This is a genomic window from Knoellia tibetensis (genome assembly GCF_048606415.1).
GTDB classification, from domain to species: domain Bacteria; phylum Actinomycetota; class Actinomycetes; order Actinomycetales; family Dermatophilaceae; genus Knoellia; species Knoellia tibetensis.
Genome location: NZ_JBMBWF010000002.1, coordinates 236,899 through 254,504, shown reverse-complemented (window position 1 = coordinate 254,504; position 17,606 = coordinate 236,899). Strand labels below are relative to the sequence as shown.

Genomic DNA, 17,606 nt, shown 5'->3' with positions numbered 1-17,606 from the left:
TGGGGCGTGGCCCATCCGTCGACCTACCGTCCCCGGCCGGGGGAGATCCCGACCGACCCGGGGGTCTACCGCTTCCGCGACAAGGACGGCCGCGTCATCTACGTCGGCAAGGCCAAGTCGCTGCGGTCCCGGCTCTCCTCCTACTTCCAGGACATCGGCCAGCTCCACCCGCGGACGGCGTCGATGGTGCTCGCCGGCGCGAGCGTCGAGTGGACCGTCGTCACGACCGAGGTGGAGGCGCTCCAGCTCGAGTACTCGTGGATCAAGGAGTTCGACCCGCGGTTCAACGTCAAGTACCGCGACGACAAGTCCTACCCCTACCTCGCGGTGACGATGGGGGAGGAGTTCCCGCGCGCGCAGGTCATGCGCGGCGCCAAGCGCAAGGGCACCCGCTACTTCGGCCCCTACGCCCACGCGTGGGCCATCCGCGAGACGCTCGACCAGGCCCTGCGGGTCTTCCCGATGCGCACCTGCTCCGCCGGCGTCTTCAAGCGTGCGAGCCAGGTGGGTCGTCCGTGCCTGCTCGGCTACATCGACAAGTGCTCGGCCCCGTGCGTCGGGCGCGTCGACGCCGAGCACCACCGGCAGATCGCGGAGGACTTCTGCGACTTCATGGCGGGCGAGAGCACGAAGTTCGTCAAGCGGCTCGAGCGCCAGATGAAGGCGGCCTCCGACGAGCTGGAGTTCGAGACGGCTGCTCGGCTGCGCGACGACATCGGCGCCCTGCAGCGGGTGCTCGAGAAGTCTGCGGTCGTCTTCGGCGACGGCACCGACGCCGACGTCTTCGCCCTCGCCGACGACGAGCTCGAGGTCGCCGTCCAGGTCTTCCACGTCCGTGGCGGGCGCGTGCGCGGTCAGCGTGGATGGGTCGCCGAGAAGGAGTTCGAGACCGTCCCCGAGGTCGTCGGCCACCTCCTCCAGCAGCTCTACGGCGGCGAGGAGGGCGAGGCCGTCCCGCGCGAGGTCCTCGTGCCCGTCCTGCCCGAGGACGACGCCAGCCTGGGGGAGTGGCTCTCGGGCCTGCGCGGGAGCCGGGTCGACCTGCGCGTCCCGCGCCGTGGGGACAAGCGCACCCTCATGGAGACGGTCGAGCGGAACGCCAGCCAGAGCCTCGCCCGCCACAAGGTCGCCCGCGCCGGCGACCTCACCGCACGCTCGCAGGCGCTCCAGCAGCTCCAGGAGCTGCTCGAGCTCGACGAGTCGCCGCTGCGCATCGAGTGCTTCGACATCAGCCACGTCCAGGGCACGCAGGTCGTCGGCTCGATGGTCGTCTTCGAGGACGGGCTGCCGCGCAAGGGCGAGTACCGCCGGTTCATCGTCCGCGGGCAGGGCGACGGCGAGGACGGGACGCCCGTGACCGTCGACGACACCGCCGCCATGCACGAGGTGCTGACCCGGCGCTTTCGTCGCTACCTCAAGGACCGCGACGAGCCGCAGGGCCGCGACGAGGAGACCGGTCGTCCGACCCGGTTCGCCTACCCACCCCAGCTCGTCGTCGTCGACGGTGGCCTGCCGCAGGTCAACGCGGCCGCCCGCGCCATCGAGGACCTCGGGATCGTCGACGTGTCGGTCGTGGGGCTCGCCAAGCGGCTCGAGGAGGTCTGGGTCCCGGGTCAGGACTTCCCGGTCGTCCTGCCGCGCACGAGCGAGGGCCTCTACCTCCTGCAGCGGCTGCGAGACGAGGCGCACCGCTTCGCCATCACGTTCCACCGCCAGCGCCGGAGCAAGGCGATGACGAACTCCGCGCTGGACGGCATACCGGGTCTGGGTGAGGTGAAGCGCAAGGCGCTGCTCAAGCAGTTCGGCTCGGTCAAGCGGATCCGCGCCGCGAGCGCCGAGGACCTCGTCGAGGTCCCGGGAATCGGCCGTTCGCTGGCGGAGGTCATCCAACGCGAGTTGACTGGGGCACCCGCGGAACCGACCGTGAACCTCATGACCGGCGAGATCGTGGACGAGCACAGGGAGAGCAATGAGTGAGGACGCCGCACAGGCCTCCGCAGCGGACTTCGTCATCGTCACGGGCATGAGCGGAGCCGGGCGCACCACGGCGGCCAACGTCATGGAGGACCAGGGCTGGTACGTCGTCGACAACCTGCCCCCGCAGCTCCTGCCCTCGATGGCCGAGCTCGGTGACCAGACCCGCGACACGGTCCACGCCATCAAGATCGCCGCCGTCGTCGACGTCCGCAGCAAGCAGTTCTTCGCGGCGTTCGAGGGAGCGGTCCAGCAGCTCCGCGACAAGGGGTGGACGCCGCAGCTCGTCTTCCTCGACGCGACCGACGAGGCCCTCGTGCGCCGGTTCGAGTCGGTGCGCCGCCCGCACCCGCTCCAGGGTGAGGGACGCCTGCTCGACGGCATCCAGCGAGAGCGCGAGGTCCTGCGCGACCTGCGCTCGCGCGCCCAGATCGTCATCGACACGTCGGGCCTCAACGTCCACCAGCTCGCGCGCAAGGTCTCGCCCCTCTTCGGCCAGAACCGCGGACCGGCCCTGCGCCTGGCCCTGCTCTCCTTCGGCTTCAAGTACGGCGTGCCGCTCGACGCCGACTTCGTCTTCGACATGCGCTTCCTCCCCAACCCGTTCTGGGTACCCGAGCTCCGCAACCTCGACGGGCGCGACCCCGAGGTGTCCGACCACGTCCTCGGCCAGACCGGCGCCGAGGAGTTCCTCGACCGGGTCGTCGGGCTCATGGAGCCGGTGACCCGCGGCTACCTCTCGGAGGGCCGGCGCTACGCCACGCTCGCCATCGGGTGCACCGGCGGCAAGCACCGCTCGGTCGCGATGTCGGAGGCCCTGGCCGAGCGGTTGCGCACCGATCGCATCGACACCTTCCTCGTCCACCGAGACCTGGGGCGCGAGTGAGCGGGCCCGTCGTCGCGGCGCTCGGGGGTGGCCACGGGCTCGCGGCGTCGCTCGCTGCCCTGCGCTTCGTCACCGACGAGATCACCGCGATCGTCACGGTCGCCGACAACGGCGGGTCCTCGGGCCGGCTGCGCGGTGAGTTCGGCGTCCTGCCTCCCGGAGACCTGCGCATGGCGCTCTCAGCGCTCTGCGAGGAGACCGAGTGGGGCCACACCTGGCGGGACGTGCTCCAGCACCGCTTCGAGGGCACGGGTCCGCTCGGCGGCCACGCCCTCGGCAACCTCCTCATCGTCGCCCTCTGGGAGCTCCACGACGACCCGGTCGCCGGGCTCGAGCTCGTCGGTCGGCTTCTCAACGCCCGCGGCCGGGTCCTGCCCATGGCCGCCGTGCCGCTCGACATCGAGGCCGACGTCCTGGGGGCCCGCAGGGAGGCACCCGACGAGATGTCGGTCGTGCGCGGCCAGGCCCAGGTGGCCAGGACCCGTGGCGAGGTCCACGCGGTCCGGCTGCTGCCACCGGACCCGCCGGCCTACCCGGAGTCGGTGGCGGCGATCCGCTCGGCCGACTGGGTCGTCCTCGGGCCGGGGTCCTGGTTCACGTCGGTGATGCCGCACCTGCTCGTCCCGGACCTCGCCGAGGCACTCTCCGTGACCCGGGCGAAGCGACTGCTCGTCCTCAACCTCGAGATGGTGACGACCGAGACCGCGGGGTTCAGCGCGATCCACCACCTCCAGTCGTTTGCGGCGTACGCGCCCCAGATCCGGCTCGACGCCGTCCTGGCCGACCCGTCGGTCGTCGACGACGAATCCGCTCTCGCGCAGGCGTGTCGCGACCTCGGTGCGGAGCTGCACGTGCACCGGGTGGGCATGTCGGAGTCTCCGACCCAGCATGACCGGCTGCGCCTCGCGGCCGCGCTGCAGGACGTCCTTGGCTCGGGAAGCCGCCCCCGATGACGCGTGGCAGGATGAACGCCATGGCTATGACGGCGAAGGTGAAGGACGAGCTCAGCCGCCACGAGGTGACCAAGCCGTGCTGCCGCAAGGCCGAGGTTGCCGCCACGCTGAGGTTCGCCGGGGGTCTGCACATCATCGGGGGCCGGATCGTCGTCGAGGCGGAGCTCGACACCGCGAACGCGGCCCGTCGGCTGCGTCGAGAGATCCACGAGCTCTACGGCCAGACGCCCGAGGTCCTCGTGCTCGCGGCCGGTGGGCTGCGCAAGGGCAGCCGCTACGTCGTGCGGGTCGTCCAGGACGGCGAGGCACTGGCGCGGCAGACCGGGCTCATCGATGGTCGCGGACGCCCGGTGCGCGGGCTGCCGCCCAAAGTCGTCTCGGGGTCGGTCTGCGACGCCGAGGCCGCGTGGCGCGGCGCCTTCCTGGCGCACGGCTCGCTCACCGAGCCGGGCCGCTCGTCGGCCCTCGAGCTCACCTGCCCGGGCCCGGAGGCGGCCCTCGCCCTCGTCGGCGCCGCGCGCCGGCTCGGCATCTCGGCGAAGGCCCGCGAGGTCCGCGGGATCGACCGGGTCGTCATCCGTGACGGTGACGCCATCGGCGCGATGCTCACCCGGCTCGGCGCCCATGACGCCGTGCTCGCGTGGGAGGAGCGCCGGATGCGCCGCGAGGTGCGGGCGACGGCCAACCGCCTCGCCAACTTCGACGACGCCAACCTGCGCCGCTCCGCCCGGGCGGCCGTCGCCGCCGGGTCGCGGGTCGGCCGGGCGCTCGAGATCCTCGGCGACGACATCCCCGACCACCTGCGCGAGGCGGGCCAGCTGCGCCTCCAGCACAAGCAGGCCTCGCTCGAGGAGCTCGGCCAGCTCGCGCAGCCCGCGATGACCAAGGACGCCGTCGCCGGGCGGATCCGCCGGCTGCTCGCCATGGCCGACAAGCGCGCCGAGGATCTCGGCATCCCCGGCACCGACGCCAACCTCACTCCGGACATGCTCGACAGCTGAGTGGACCAGCCCGCTGGGTCGGGCGGTCTGTCGGGACCGGTCTGGACCGGTCGGGGACGGGAGCGGTCCGGGCAACGAGGGCGGACGGCATACCGCGCTCGTGAGGCGAGCGACGGGGCGGTTCGCGGCGCCGATCCGTGGGGGAGTGGAGCGGAGCGTTCCGCACTGCGGACCTCCGCGGAGGTGACCCGGGTCACACCACTAGGGTTGGAGCCATCAAGGGTGCCGTGGCTCCTCCATGCGCGCCCCCACCTCTTCGGAAGGCAGAACGCTCGTGACTGTCCGCGTTGGCATCAATGGCTTTGGCCGCATCGGCCGCAACTTCTACCGCGCTGTGGTCGCGTCCGGCGCCGACATCGAGATCGTCGCCGTCAACGACCTCACCGACAACGCCACGCTGGCCCACCTGCTGAAGTACGACTCGATCCTCGGCCGCTTCGACGGTGACGTCACCTCCACCGAGGACGAGATCACCGCGGGTGGCAAGACCTTCAAGGCGTTCGCCGAGCGCGACCCCAAGAACCTCAAGTGGGGCGACCTCGGTGTCGACATCGTCGTCGAGTCGACCGGCTTCTTCACCGACGCCGAGGCCGCCAAGGCCCACCTCGACAACGGCGCCAAGAAGGTCATCATCTCGGCCCCGGCAAAGAACGAGGACGTCACCATCGTCATGGGCGTCAACGACGGCGACTACGACGCCGCCTCGCACCACATCATCTCCAACGCCTCGTGCACGACGAACTGCCTCGGCCCGATGGCCAAGGTCCTCAACGATGAGTTCGGCATCGTCAAGGGCCTCATGACGACGATCCACGCCTACACCCAGGACCAGAACCTCCAGGACGCGCCGCACAAGGACCTCCGCCGCGCCCGCGCCGCCGCGCTCAACATCGTGCCGACCTCGACCGGTGCCGCGAAGGCGATCGGCCTCGTCCTGCCCGAGCTCAAGGGCAAGCTCGATGGCTACGCGCTGCGCGTGCCGACTCCGACCGGCTCGGCCACCGACCTCACCTTCGAGGCCGGTCGCGAGACCACCGTCGAGGAGGTCAACGCCGCGATCAAGGCCGCCGCCGAGGGGCCGCTCAAGGGCGTCCTCGTCTACACCGAGGACCCGATCGTCTCCAAGGACATCGAGACCGACCCCGCCTCGTGCATCTTCGACGCCGGCCTCACCAAGGTCATCGGCAACCAGGTCAAGGTCGTCGGCTGGTACGACAACGAGTGGGGCTACTCCAACCGCCTCGCCGACCTCGTCACCCTCGTCGGCTCCTCGCTCTGAGCGTCACCGAGGCCTGACGAGCATGAACTCGATCGCCGAGCTGGGCGACCTGCGGGGCAAGCGCGTCCTCGTCCGGTCCGACCTCAACGTCCCTCTCGAGGGCACCACGATCACCGACGACGGCCGCATCCGCGCGTCAGTCCCGACGATCACGGCTCTCTCCGAGGCGGGCGCACGCGTCGTCGTGTGCGCCCACCTCGGGCGGCCCAAGGGCACGCCCGAGGACAAGTACTCGCTCGCTCCCGTCGCAGCCCGCCTCGGCGAGCTGCTCGGTCGCGAGGTGACCTTCGCGACCGACACGGTCGGTGAGAGCGCCCGGGCCGCGGTCGAGGGCGCCTCCGACGGCGACGTCGTGCTCCTCGAGAACCTGCGGTTCAACGCCGGCGAGACGGCCAAGAGCGCGGACGAGCGGGCCGAGTTCGCGGGGCGGCTCGCCGGGCTCGCCGACGCCTTCGTCTCCGACGGCTTCGGCGTGGTCCACCGCGAGCAGGCGTCGGTCTTCGACGTGGCCCGCCTCCTGCCGTCGGCCGTCGGCGGCCTCGTCGAGACCGAGGTCGGCGTCCTCCGCCGCCTCACGACCGACCCCGAGCGCCCGTATGCCGTCGTGCTGGGTGGCGCGAAGGTGTCCGACAAGCTCGCGGTCATCGACAACCTCATCCAGACCGCCGACCGGCTCCTCGTCGGGGGCGGCATGGTCTTCACCTTCCTCAAGGCGCAGGGCCACGAGGTCGGCAAGAGCCTCCTCGAGGCCGACCAGGTCGACACGGTCAAGGGCTACCTCGAGCAGGCACAGCAGCGTGGCGTCGAGATCGTCCTGCCCCTCGACGTCGTCGCCGCCACCGAGTTCTCGGCCGACGCCGAGCACGAGGTCGTCGCCGTCGACGCCATCCCGGCCGACCGCATGGGTCTCGACATCGGCCCCGAGTCCTCGCGGCTCTTCGCCGAGAAGCTCGCCGACTGCCGCACGGTCTTCTGGAACGGACCGATGGGCGCGTTCGAGATGGAGCCCTACGCCGCCGGCACCAAGGCGCTCGCCCAGGCCCTCGCCGACATCACCGCCGACGGCGCGCTCACCGTCGTCGGCGGCGGAGACTCCGCCGCGGCCGTGCGCCAGCTCGGCTTCTCCGACGACCAGTTCGGCCACATCTCCACCGGCGGGGGTGCCAGCCTCGAGTACCTCGAGGGCAAGGACCTCCCCGGCCTCACCGTCCTCGAAGAAAGCTGAGCCCGCCGCATGGCCAAGGCCCCCACGTCCCAGCGCGTCCCGCTCATGGCGGGCAACTGGAAGATGAACCTCGACCACCTCCAGGCGACGCACCTCGTGCAGAAGCTCGACTGGACCCTGCGCGACGCCAAGCACGACCACGGCGCGGTGGAGGTGGCGGTGCTGCCGCCGTTCACGGACCTGCGCAGCGTCCAGACCCTCGTCGACGGCGACCGCCTCGCCATCCGCTACGGCGGCCAGGACCTCTCGCGCCACGCGAGCGGCGCCTACACCGGCGAGATCAGCGGCGCCTTCCTCGCCAAGCTCGGCTGCACCTACGTCGTCGTCGGCCACAGCGAGCGCCGCGAGTACCACGGCGAGACCGACGAGGTCGTCCGCGACAAGGTGGCGGCCGCCTACGAGCACGGGCTCACCCCGATCCTCTGCGTCGGCGAGGGCCTCGAGATCCGTCAGGCCGGCACCCACGTCGAGCACGTGCTCACTCAGGTCCGCGCGGGCCTCGAGGGCCTCCCCGCCGACAAGGCGTCGAGCATCGTCATCGCCTACGAGCCCGTCTGGGCCATCGGCACCGGCGAGGTCGCGACGCCCGAGGACGCCCAGGAGGTCTGCAGCGCGATCCGCACCGGGCTGGCCGAGCTCTACTCCGGCGACCTGGCGGACCGGGTCCGTATCCTCTACGGCGGCTCGGTGAAGTCCGGCAACGTCGCCGCGATCATGGCGCAGGAGGATGTCGACGGTGCGCTCGTCGGCGGTGCCTCGATCGACCCGGCCGAGTTCGCCGCGATCTGCCGCTTCCGCGACCATCTCCGGACGAGCTGAGGATCATAGGTATCCTGTAGCCGCGCCCCACCGGGCGACGTTCTCTCACTACCGAAGGAGCACCGTGGACGCGGTACGCATCGGACTCCAGGTCCTCCTGGTCCTGGGTGGGCTCTTCCTCACTCTCCTCATCCTGCTGCACAAGGGCAAGGGTGGTGGCCTCTCGGACATGTTCGGTGGCGGTATGTCGACCTCGCTCGGTGGCTCCTCCGTCGCGGAGCGCAACCTCGACCGCATCACGATCGCCATCGCGGTCGTCTGGTTCACGTGCGTCGTCGCTCTCGGCGTCCTCGACCGCTTCACCTCCTGAGCCGACCCTGCACGGTTCCGACCTGAAAGAAGGCTGATGTCGATGGCTGGTGGTGGCAACGCGATCCGGGGCAGCCGGGTGGGTGCCGGTCCGATGGGTGAGGCTGAGCGCGGCGAGGTGGCACCCCGCGTGCACGTGTCGTTCTGGTGCTCCAACGGTCACGAGACCCGGCCGAGCTTCGCGCAGGAGTCCGACCTCGAGATCCCGGAGACGTGGGACTGCCCGCGCTGCGGCTTCCCGGCCGGTCAGGACAAGGACAACCCTCCGGCTCCGAGCAAGGTCGAGCCTTACAAGACCCACCTCGCCTACGTGAAGGAGCGCCGTTCCGACAAGGACGGCGAGGCCATTCTCGACGAGGCCCTCGGCGCCTTGCGCGACCGCGGCCTCATCCAGTAGCAGCCGGGCGCGAAGCCGCGGGGCGCGGAGCCGTTGGGCTCAGAGCCGCTCGGCGGCCTCGGCGTCGAGCAGCCACAGCGTGCGCTCCTCGCCGGTGACCTGGGCGGCGGAGCTCACGTCCGGTCCGGCGCCCGACGTGCCGTTGGCGACCGCCTCGGCCTTGTCGGCGCCCGCGACGACGAACCACACTTCTCGTGAGCGCCGCAGCGCCTCGAAGGTGAGGCTCACGCGGTCCGGCGGCGGCTTCGGGGAGTCATGCACGGCGATGGCGATGGCGTCGGTCGTCTGCTGTGCCGGGTGCCCCGGGAAGAGCGACGCGACGTGCCCGTCCGGGCCGACACCGAGCATCATGACGTCGAACGCGCCGGCACCGCTCGCGCGCATGCTCTCCCCGTATGCCGTCGCGCTGGCCTCGGCGCTCTCGGAGGCGTCCGGACCAGGCACCCGGTGGATGTGGGCCGGGCCGAGGGGGAGCGAGGCGAGCCCGGCGTCGTCGTTCTGGACGTCGTTGCGGTCCGGGTCGCCGGCCGGCAGGTAGCGCTCGTCGCCCCACCAGAGCTCGACGCGGGACCAGTCGACCGCGTGGCGCGCCGGGAGTGCGGCCACCGACCTCCAGATCTCGGACCCTAGGGAGCCACCGGTGAGGCAGAGGTGGGCGACGCCACGCCGCGCCTGGGCGTCCACGACCGCGGTGACGAGCCGTGCGGCGATGGCGTCGCTCAGTTCCTGCTTGCCGGGGTGGACGACGACCTCGACGTCGGTCGCGGGGTCCTGGCTCGCTGTCGGCACGCTGGCTCCTCCGGTCAGGCTCGCTCGGACCGCTTCTTGCGGACCTTCTCGAGCTTCGTGGCGGCGGCCTTCTCGACCTGCTTGGGGTCGTCGGCCTTGTCGGGCATCGGCGCGGCGTCGACCATCGCCGAGCTGGCGCTCGTCGCCGCCTCGCGCTTGATGCGGGCGGCGTCCGCACGGGCCTCGGCGATGGACGGGGTGAGCCCTTGGCGCTGGGCCTGCGTCGAGGTGCGTCGCGAGTGGCTCACCTCGGCGAGCCCGTCCTGGAGCGCGTCGGCGTAGGGCTCGTCCGGGTCGAGACGTCGCAGCTCGTCTGCGAGGCACTCGGCGTCACTTCGGGGCGGGAGCGCAATGGTGCGCTCGGGGGTGCCCGGCTGGGACAACGTCGCCGACGTGCCGTTCTGGGGGCGGACGAGGTCGAGCGGTCCGCTGGACCGGTCGAGGCGGACGCTGATGATGCCGCTCCCTGCCCGCGAGGGCACGAGGCTGACCGGGCAGCGCAGCCGCTTGGCCAGCCAGCCGGCGAGCAGCTCGGCCGACGGGGAGTCGGACCCGCCCGTGACGGTCACCGAGGTCACCGGCTCGAACGGTGCCTGGTCGAGGGCCGCGGTGAGCAGCGCGCGCCAGAGGGTGATCCGCGACCACGAGAGGTCGGTGTCGCCCGGGGAGTAGCACTGGGCCAGGCGGTTGAGCGCCGACCTCGGCGACCCCTTGGTCCGCGACACGTCGGTGACGCGCCGCTGGGCCATCGCGCCGATCGGGTCGGTGCCCGGGTCCTTCGGCGGGTCGGTGGGCCACCAGGCCACGATCGGCGCGTCCGCGAGGAGCAGTGGCGTGACGACGGCCCGGCCGTGGGCGGCCAGCGGCCCGAAGAGGCGGAGCACGACGACCTCGCTCGCCCCGGCGTCCCCGCCGATGCGGATCTGGGCGTCGAGCCGGGCGGCGCCGCGGCGGTTGGCCGTGACGACGACGATGATCCGGCAGGGGTGCTGGCGGCTCGCGTCGTTGGCGGTCTCGATGGCCTCGTCGGCCTCGTTCTCGTCGACGACGACGACAAGGGTGAGGACGCGGGTGAGCGCCATCGAGCCGGTGTCGGACCGCAGGCGCACGAGCTTCTTCGACACGTCCTGCGTCGTGGTGCTCGGGAGGTCGACGATCACGGAAGTCTCCATTCGCGGCCGTCGCGGCGCATGAGGTCATCGGCGCTCTGCGGACCCCACGTGCCCGAGGTGTACTGGTCGATCCGCGTGCTGTGCTTGGCCCAGAACTCCTCGATCGGGTCGAGGATCTCCCAGGAGAGCTCGACCTCCTCGTGGCGGGGGAAGAGCGGGGGCTCGCCGAGGAGCACGTCGAGGATGAGGCGCTCGTAGGCCTCCGGCGAGCTCTCGGTGAAGGCACGGCCGTAGCCGAAGTCCATCGTCACGTCGCGCACCTCCATCTGCGCACCCGGGACCTTGGCGCCGAAGCGCATCGTCACGCCCTCGTCGGGCTGGACCCGGATGACGACGGCGTTCTGACCGAGCTCCTCGGTCGCGGTGTGCGCGAAGGGGAGGTGCGGCGCCTTCTTGAAGACGACGGCGATCTCGGTGACCCGCTTGCCGAGGCGCTTGCCGGTCCGGAGGTAGAACGGGACACCCGCCCAGCGGCGGGTGTCGACCTCGAGCTTCACCGCGGCATACGTCTCGGTCGTCGAGCCCTTGCGGACGCCCTCCTCCTCGAGGTAGCCGCCGACCTCCTCGCCGCCCTGCCAGCCGCGGGCGTACTGGCCGCGGGCGGTGCCCTTGCCGAGGTCCTTGGGCAGACGGACCGCGCTGAGCACCTTCTCCTTCTCGCTGCGCAGGTGGTCGGCGTCGAAGGACACCGGCTCCTCCATCGCGGTGAGGGCGAGCAGCTGGAGCAGGTGGTTCTGGATGACGTCGCGCGCGGCGCCGATGCCGTCGTAGTAGCCGGCGCGGCCGCCGATGCCGATGTCCTCGGCCATGGTGATCTGGACGTGGTCGACGTAGTGGCTGTTCCAGACCGGCTCGAACATCTGGTTGGCGAACCGGAGCGCGAGGAGGTTCTGGACCGTCTCCTTGCCGAGGTAGTGGTCGATGCGGAAGACCGCGTCCGGGGGGAAGACGTCGGCGACGATCTCGTTGAGCTCCCGAGCGCTCTTGAGGTCGTGGCCGAACGGCTTCTCGATGACGACCCTGCGCCAGGACCCCTCGGACGGCTGCGACAGCCCGGAGCGCTTGAGCTGCTCGCACACCGTGGCGAAGAACCCCGGCGGGATCGAGAGGTAGAACGCGTGGTTGCCACCGGTGCCGCGCTGCTCGTCGAGGTCCTTGACCGTCTCGGTGAGCAGGTCGAAGGCCTTCGGGTCGTCGAACGTGCCGGGCACGAAGCGGATGCCCTCGCTGAGCGAGCGCCACACGTCCTCGCGGAAGGGTGTGCGCGAGCGCTCCTTGACCGACTCGTAGACGATCTTGCCGAAGTCCTGGTCGGCCCAGTCGCGACGCGCGAAGCCGATGAGCGAGAAGCCCGGCGGCAGCAGCCCACGGTTGGCGAGGTCGTAGATCGCCGGCATGAGCTTCTTGCGGGCGAGGTCCCCGGTGACGCCGAAGAGGACGAGGCTGCACGGCCCCGCGATGCGGGGAAGTCGTTTGTCGCGCGGGTCGCGCAGGGGGTTGTGCGTCGCTGTCACGCGCGCCGGGCTCATCAGGCTCCTGACGTCGAGAGGGCGGACCGGACCTGGCTCAGGCCGCGGTGGTGGCTGGTGAGGTGAAGCCGCAGGACGGGACGGCCGTGCTCGGCGAGCACCTGGGCGTCGCCTCCGGCCTGCGCGGCGATGAACTCGCCGAAGGTGAAGTCGCGACCCGGCACGGCGAGGTCCTCCTCGGGCTCGGCGGTGACCTGGATGAACACGCCGTTGGCCGGACCACCCTTGTGGTACTGACCCGTCGAGTGCAGGAACCGCGGTCCCCACCCGAAGGTCACCGGGCGGCCCGTGTGGTCGAAGAGCGTGCGCGCGACCTGCTCGAGGTCGGCGTCCTCCTCGCGGTCGAGGTAGGCCATGACGGCGACGTAGCCGTGCTCGTCGTCGAGCTGCTCGAGGAGCGCGGTGACGGCGCCGGGAAGCGTGTGTGCCTCACCGAGCCAGTCCCCACCGAGCGCCCGGACCTCGACGGAACCGTCCACGAACGCCGGTGCCTCGCTCGTCGAGCCGGCCTGGTCGAGCAGGCCGCGGGCGGCCTTCTTGGCGCTCTCGACGTCGGGCTGGTCGAAGGGGTTGATGCCGAGCAGCCTCCCGGCGACCGCGGTCGCGACCTCCCAGAGGAGGAGCTGGGCACCGAGCGAGCCCGAGACGGTGAGGAGGGAGCCGCTCTCGGCGGCCCTGTCCTCGGCGGTCTCGTCGGCCGGGCCGGGCTGCTCCGCCGCGATCGAGTCGGGGTGGCGTGGCGGCTGGTCGGCCAGGGTCTCGACGTCCTCCACCTCGGTGGACGCGACGAGACGGACGACGTTGGCGTCCTCGTAGGTGTGGTCCGGCGCCTCGCCGTCGGCGACGACCGGCAGGATGCCCGTGCCGTTCTTGCCGGTGGACTCCGCGATGAGCTGCTCGGCCCAGGCCCCGAACCCGACGTTCTCGGTGCCCGCGTCAACGAGCACGAGCTTGTCGCGCAGCGGCTTGGTCCCGCCCATGGCGGCGCCGAGGCGGAGGGCGGGGTTGCCCTCGTCGTCGGCGGCCAGGAGGTCGGCGACGGCCTCGGCGTCGTCGAGCAGGGCACCGATGTCGGCACCGGCGAGGCCGGACGGCACGAGCCCGAACGCCGTGAGTGCGGAGTAGCGGCCACCCACGTCGGGGTCGGCGTTGATGACGCGGTAGCCGGCACCACGGGCCTCGACGTCGAGCGGGCTGCCCGGGTCGGTGACGACGACGATCCGCCGGGTGGCGTCGATCCCGGCCTCGGTGAACGCCGCCTCGAAGGCGCGACGCTGGGAGTCGGTCTCAACGGTGGAGCCGGACTTGGACGAGACGACGACGGCGGTCCGGTCGAGGTGGGTCGTCACGGCGCGGCGCACGACGTCGGGCGACGACGAGTCGAGGACGACGATGTCGACCCCGGCCGTCGCGCAGATGACCTCGGGTGCGAGCGACGAGCCGCCCATGCCGCAGAGGACGATCCGCGAGACGCCGTCCTCACGCAGCTGCTCACGCAGCGCGGCGACCTCACCGAGCAGCGGCCGCGAGGACCGGGGGAGGCCGACCCACGAGAGCCGCTTGCCGGCCTCCTCCTCGGCGTCCTTGCCCCACAGCGTGGCGTCCTGGGCGAAGAGGCGGCTCGCGACCTCGTCCTGGACGAGGGTGGGGACGTGGGCGGCGATGGCGTCCGCCGCGGCGCCCCTGGCGCTGACCTCGAGGCTGCTCATCGTGCGGCCTTGTCGAGCTCGGTCTGCACTCCGGCGAGCAGCTCCTCCCACGACTTCTCGAACTTGTCGACGCCCTCACGCTCGAGCTGTGCGGTGACGTCGGAGTAGGAGATGCCGAGCCGCTCGAGCGCGTCGAGCACCTCGCTGGACTCCTCGTAGGTGCCCGCGATCGTGTTGCCGGTGATCTCGCCGTGGTCCTTGACCGCGTCGAGCGTCTTCTCGGGCATGGTGTTGACCGTTCCGGGGGCGACGAGCTCGGTGACGTACATCGTGTCCGGGTATGCCGGGTCCTTGACTCCCGTGGACGCCCACAGCGGTCGCTGGGGCTTGGCCCCGTCGTCCTCGAGGCTCTTCCAGCGCGGGGTCGAGAAGACCTCCTCGTAGGCCTGGTAGGCCAGTCGGGCGTTGGCGATCGCCGCCTTGCCCTTGAGGGCCTTGGCGGCCTCGGCGTGCTCGCCGTCGACCGCGTCGAGCCGCTTGTCGACCTCGGAGTCGACGCGGGAGACGAAGAACGAGGCGACCGACGCGATCGTCGTGATGTCCTTGCCCGCCTCGCGGGCCTGCTCGAGGCCGGTGAGGAACGCGTTCATCACGGCGCGGTAGCGGTCGAGGCTGAAGATGAGCGTGACGTTGACCGAGATGCCCTCGCCGATGACGCGGGTGATCGCGGGCAGTCCCTCGACCGTGGCCGGGATCTTGACGAGCAGGTTGGGCCGGTCGACGAGGTCGCGCAGGTGCTTGGCCTGCTCGACGGTGGCGCCGGTGTCGGCGGCGAGCCGGGGGTCGACCTCGATGGAGACGCGGCCGTCGAGGCCGTCGGTGGCCTCGAAGACGGGCAGGAGCACGTCGCAGGCGTCCCGGACGTCCTGCGTCGTCATCGCCGTCACCGCGTCGTCGAGCGAGGAGCTGTCGGCCGCGAGCTGGGCGACCTGCTCGCTGTAGCTCTCGCCGTCGGACAGGGCGACCTGGAAGATCGACGGGTTCGTCGTCACGCCGACGACGCCCTTGGTGTCGATGACCTCCTGGAGGTTGCCTGACGTGAGCCGTTCACGGCTGAGGTCGTCGAGCCAGATCGAGACGCCGTTGTCGGCGAGGTCCTTGAGGGGGCTGCTGTCGGACATGCGACTCACTTCCCAGCCGTGGCCGCGGACTTGCGGGCAGGCTTGTTGGTGGTGGGGACGTCGGTACCGGTGTCGTTGCGGCGACGTGGTGAGGTCTCGAGCGAGTCCGTGGCCCCGCGGGAGGCCTTCGCCGCCTTGATCGAGTCCTTGGCCGCCTTGACGACGGCCTCGGGGGTGAAGCCGAACTCGGTGAAGAGCGTCTTGGCGTCGGCCGAGGCGCCGAAGTGCTCGATGCTGATCGAGCGGCCGGCGTCGCCGACGACCTCGCGCCAGCCCTGGGCCACCCCGGCCTCGACGCTGACGCGCGCGCGGACGGCGGGCGGCAGGACCTTGTCGCGGTAGCTCTTGGACTGCTCCTCGAACCACTCGCGGCACGGCATCGAGACGACGCGGGTGCGCACGCCCGACTTCTCGAGGGCGAGGCGCGCGTCGAGCGCGACGGAGACCTCGGAGCCGGTGGCGACGAGGATGACCTCGGGCGCCTGCTTGCCGTCGTCGCCGCCGTCGACCAGGACGTAGCCGCCCTTGGCCACGTTGCTCGCCTTGGCGTGCGTCGACCGGTCGATCGTGGGCAACGGCTGGCGGCTCAGCGCGAGCGCGGCCGGGCGGGCGTTGCGCAGGACCGCACCCCAGGCGGCCGACGTCTCGTTGGCGTCGGCGGGCCGGACGACGTCGAGACCGGGCATGGCGCGCAGCGCGGCGAGGTGCTCGATCGGCTGGTGGGTCGGGCCGTCCTCGCCGAGGCCGATCGAGTCGTGGGTCCACACGAAGGTCACGGGCAGCTGCTGGATCGCCGCGAGCCGCACGGCCGGGCGCATGTAGTCGGAGAAGACGAGGAAGGTGCCGCCGTAGGGACGGGTCAGGCCCTCGAGCGCGATCCCGTTGAGGATCATCCCCATGCCGTTCTCGCGGATGCCGAAGTGCATCGTGCGGCCGTAGGGGCCGCCCTTCCACTCGGACGTCTGCTTGCCCTTGGGGATGAAGGACGGCTCGCCCGCCATCGTCGTGTTGTTGGACTCGGCGAGGTCGGCGGAGCCGCCCCACAGCTCGGGCATGACCGGCGCGAGAGCGCCGAGGACCTTGCCGGAGGCGGCGCGGGTCGCGATGCCCTTCTCGTCGGCGGGGAAGGTCGGCAGCGCGGCGTCGAGGCCGTCGGGCAGGTCGCCGGCGACGAGGCGGTCGAGCAGGGCGGCGGCGTCCTTGTTCCCGCGGCGCCAGGCCGCGTAACCCTTGTTCCAGTCCTTGTGGGCGGCCTTGCCGCGGGCCTTGACCTTGCGGGCGTGCGCGAGCACGTCCTTGTCGACCTCGAAGGTCTTCCTGGGGTCGAAGCCGAGGAGCTCCTTGAGGGCGGCGACCTCCTCGTCACCGAGGGCCGAGCCGTGCGACTTGCCCGTGCCCTTCTTGGTGGGGGAGGGCCAGGCGATGACCGTGTGCAGACGGATGAGCGTCGGGCGCGAGGACTTCTTGCTCGCGTTGAGGGCCGTGAGCAGCGAGTCGACGTCCTCGACGTAGTCGGCGGTGCCGGCCGGGTCGTGGCTGCGACGCCAGTCGATGTCGACGACCTCCCACCCGTAGGACTCGTAGCGCTTGGCGACGTCCTCCGAGAAGGAGATGTCCGTGTCGTCCTCGATGGAGATCTGGTTGGCGTCGTAGATGACCGTGAGGTTGCCGAGCTCCTGGTGGCCGGCGAGCGAGCTCGCCTCGGAGGCCACGCCCTCCATGAGGTCACCGTCGGACGCCATGACCCACACGTGGTGGTCGAAGGGGCTCTGTCCGGCCTTGGCGTCGGGGTCGAGCAGGCCGCGCTGGCGCCGCTGGGCCATCGCCATGCCGACGGCGGAGGCGAGGCCGGAGCCGAGCGGCCCGGTCGTGATCTCGACACCGGGCGTGTGGTGCACCTCGGGGTGCCCCGGGGTGAGCGAGCCCCAGGTACGCAGGGCCTTGAGGTCCTTGAGCTCGAGCCCGTAGCCGGAGAGGTAGAGCTGGATGTACTGGGTGAGGCTCGAGTGCCCGCACGAGAGGACGAACCGGTCGCGTCCGAGCCACGTGGGGTCGGACGGGTCGTGCGTCATGACGTTCTGGAAGAGCAGGTATGCCGCGGGGGCCAAACTCATGGCCGTGCCGGGGTGGCCGTTGCCGACCTTCTGGACCGCGTCCGCCGCGAGGACGCGCACCGTGTCGACCGCGCGGACGTCGAGGTCGTTCCACTTCGCCTTCCGGGCCGTGGGACGGGCGAGGTCGCCCGATCGCTCGGCCTTGGCGGGGGTGGCGCGGCGGGTGCGTGACCCGCCTGCCTTCGTCGTGGTGGTGGTCACGTGAAGCCTCTCTGACGTCGCGGCACGGTGATGCAGGTCAAACGGTCGATCCCACCCTAGACCGCGGCCCAGCGCCACGGACGACCGTGTCTCCCCGCATGGACGGCCCCCGTTAGACTCGGTGTGAC

General features: G+C 71.4%; 15 protein-coding genes. 9 read left to right on the top strand and 6 right to left on the bottom strand.

What is annotated here, in order from left to right; translation table 11 throughout:
• Nucleotides 1-6: 6 nt before the first annotated feature.
• From uvrC to ACOJV7_RS13015, 9 genes are all read left to right on the top strand, one after another.
• Entirely contained in the window at nucleotides 7-1,977 is a 1,971-nt protein-coding gene (uvrC, locus tag ACOJV7_RS13055) for an excinuclease ABC subunit UvrC (protein WP_420190640.1), read from the top strand.
• The gene (gene rapZ / locus ACOJV7_RS13050; RefSeq protein WP_420190639.1) at nucleotides 1,970-2,860 is read left to right on the top strand and encodes an RNase adapter RapZ; all 891 of its coding nucleotides are present in this window, start codon (nucleotides 1,970-1,972) and stop codon (nucleotides 2,858-2,860) included. The genes uvrC and rapZ overlap by 8 nt, the downstream gene beginning before the upstream one ends.
• A complete protein-coding gene (locus tag ACOJV7_RS13045) occupies nucleotides 2,857-3,813 on the top strand; it encodes a gluconeogenesis factor YvcK family protein (RefSeq protein ID WP_420190638.1) in 957 nt (318 codons plus the stop codon). The genes rapZ and ACOJV7_RS13045 overlap by 4 nt, the downstream gene beginning before the upstream one ends.
• Nucleotides 3,814-3,833: 20 nt before the next feature.
• Nucleotides 3,834-4,814, top strand: coding sequence for a DNA-binding protein WhiA (gene whiA, locus ACOJV7_RS13040; protein WP_035949794.1), 981 nt, complete (start codon nucleotides 3,834-3,836; stop codon nucleotides 4,812-4,814).
• A 274-nt stretch (nucleotides 4,815-5,088) separates the two neighbouring features.
• Complete coding sequence (gene gap / locus ACOJV7_RS13035; RefSeq protein ID WP_420190637.1) at nucleotides 5,089-6,093, top strand: type I glyceraldehyde-3-phosphate dehydrogenase; 1,005 nt, start codon at nucleotides 5,089-5,091, stop codon at nucleotides 6,091-6,093.
• A gap of 22 nt (nucleotides 6,094-6,115) precedes the next feature.
• The gene (locus ACOJV7_RS13030) at nucleotides 6,116-7,318 is read left to right on the top strand and encodes a phosphoglycerate kinase (protein WP_420190636.1); all 1,203 of its coding nucleotides are present in this window, start codon (nucleotides 6,116-6,118) and stop codon (nucleotides 7,316-7,318) included.
• Between the two features lie 9 nt (nucleotides 7,319-7,327).
• Entirely contained in the window at nucleotides 7,328-8,137 is an 810-nt protein-coding gene (gene tpiA / locus ACOJV7_RS13025; RefSeq protein WP_420190635.1) for a triose-phosphate isomerase, read from the top strand.
• Between the two features lie 64 nt (nucleotides 8,138-8,201).
• The gene (gene secG, locus ACOJV7_RS13020) at nucleotides 8,202-8,447 is read left to right on the top strand and encodes a preprotein translocase subunit SecG (RefSeq protein ID WP_035949667.1); all 246 of its coding nucleotides are present in this window, start codon (nucleotides 8,202-8,204) and stop codon (nucleotides 8,445-8,447) included.
• Between the two features lie 42 nt (nucleotides 8,448-8,489).
• Entirely contained in the window at nucleotides 8,490-8,843 is a 354-nt protein-coding gene (locus ACOJV7_RS13015; RefSeq protein ID WP_420190634.1) for an RNA polymerase-binding protein RbpA, read from the top strand.
• Nucleotides 8,844-8,882: 39 nt separating this feature from the next.
• Here ACOJV7_RS13015 and pgl read toward each other — a convergent pair whose 3' ends face one another.
• From pgl to tkt, 6 genes are read right to left on the bottom strand one after another with little or no spacing between them, the layout of a single operon-like run.
• A complete protein-coding gene (gene pgl / locus ACOJV7_RS13010) occupies nucleotides 8,883-9,632 on the bottom strand; it encodes a 6-phosphogluconolactonase (RefSeq protein WP_420190633.1) in 750 nt (249 codons plus the stop codon).
• 14 nt (nucleotides 9,633-9,646) lie between these two features.
• Nucleotides 9,647-10,792 carry a glucose-6-phosphate dehydrogenase assembly protein OpcA gene (locus ACOJV7_RS13005; protein WP_420190632.1) on the bottom strand — a complete coding sequence of 382 codons (1,146 nt, stop codon included), beginning with the start codon at nucleotides 10,790-10,792 and terminating at the stop codon, nucleotides 9,647-9,649.
• Nucleotides 10,789-12,333: a glucose-6-phosphate dehydrogenase gene (zwf, locus tag ACOJV7_RS13000; protein ID WP_420190631.1), complete on the bottom strand. Its 1,545-nt coding sequence runs from the start codon at nucleotides 12,331-12,333 to the stop codon at nucleotides 10,789-10,791. The genes ACOJV7_RS13005 and zwf overlap by 4 nt, the downstream gene beginning before the upstream one ends.
• Nucleotides 12,333-14,042: a glucose-6-phosphate isomerase gene (locus ACOJV7_RS12995; protein WP_420190630.1), complete on the bottom strand. Its 1,710-nt coding sequence runs from the start codon at nucleotides 14,040-14,042 to the stop codon at nucleotides 12,333-12,335. Before ACOJV7_RS12995 ends, zwf begins: the two co-directional genes overlap by 1 nt.
• Complete coding sequence (tal, locus tag ACOJV7_RS12990) at nucleotides 14,039-15,163, bottom strand: transaldolase (RefSeq protein WP_420190629.1); 1,125 nt, start codon at nucleotides 15,161-15,163, stop codon at nucleotides 14,039-14,041. Before tal ends, ACOJV7_RS12995 begins: the two co-directional genes overlap by 4 nt.
• Before the next feature lie 5 nt (nucleotides 15,164-15,168).
• Nucleotides 15,169-17,478, bottom strand: a complete 2,310-nt coding sequence (gene tkt, locus ACOJV7_RS12985; protein WP_420190628.1) for a transketolase — start codon at nucleotides 17,476-17,478, stop codon at nucleotides 15,169-15,171.
• Between the last annotated feature and the right edge of the window lie 128 nt (nucleotides 17,479-17,606).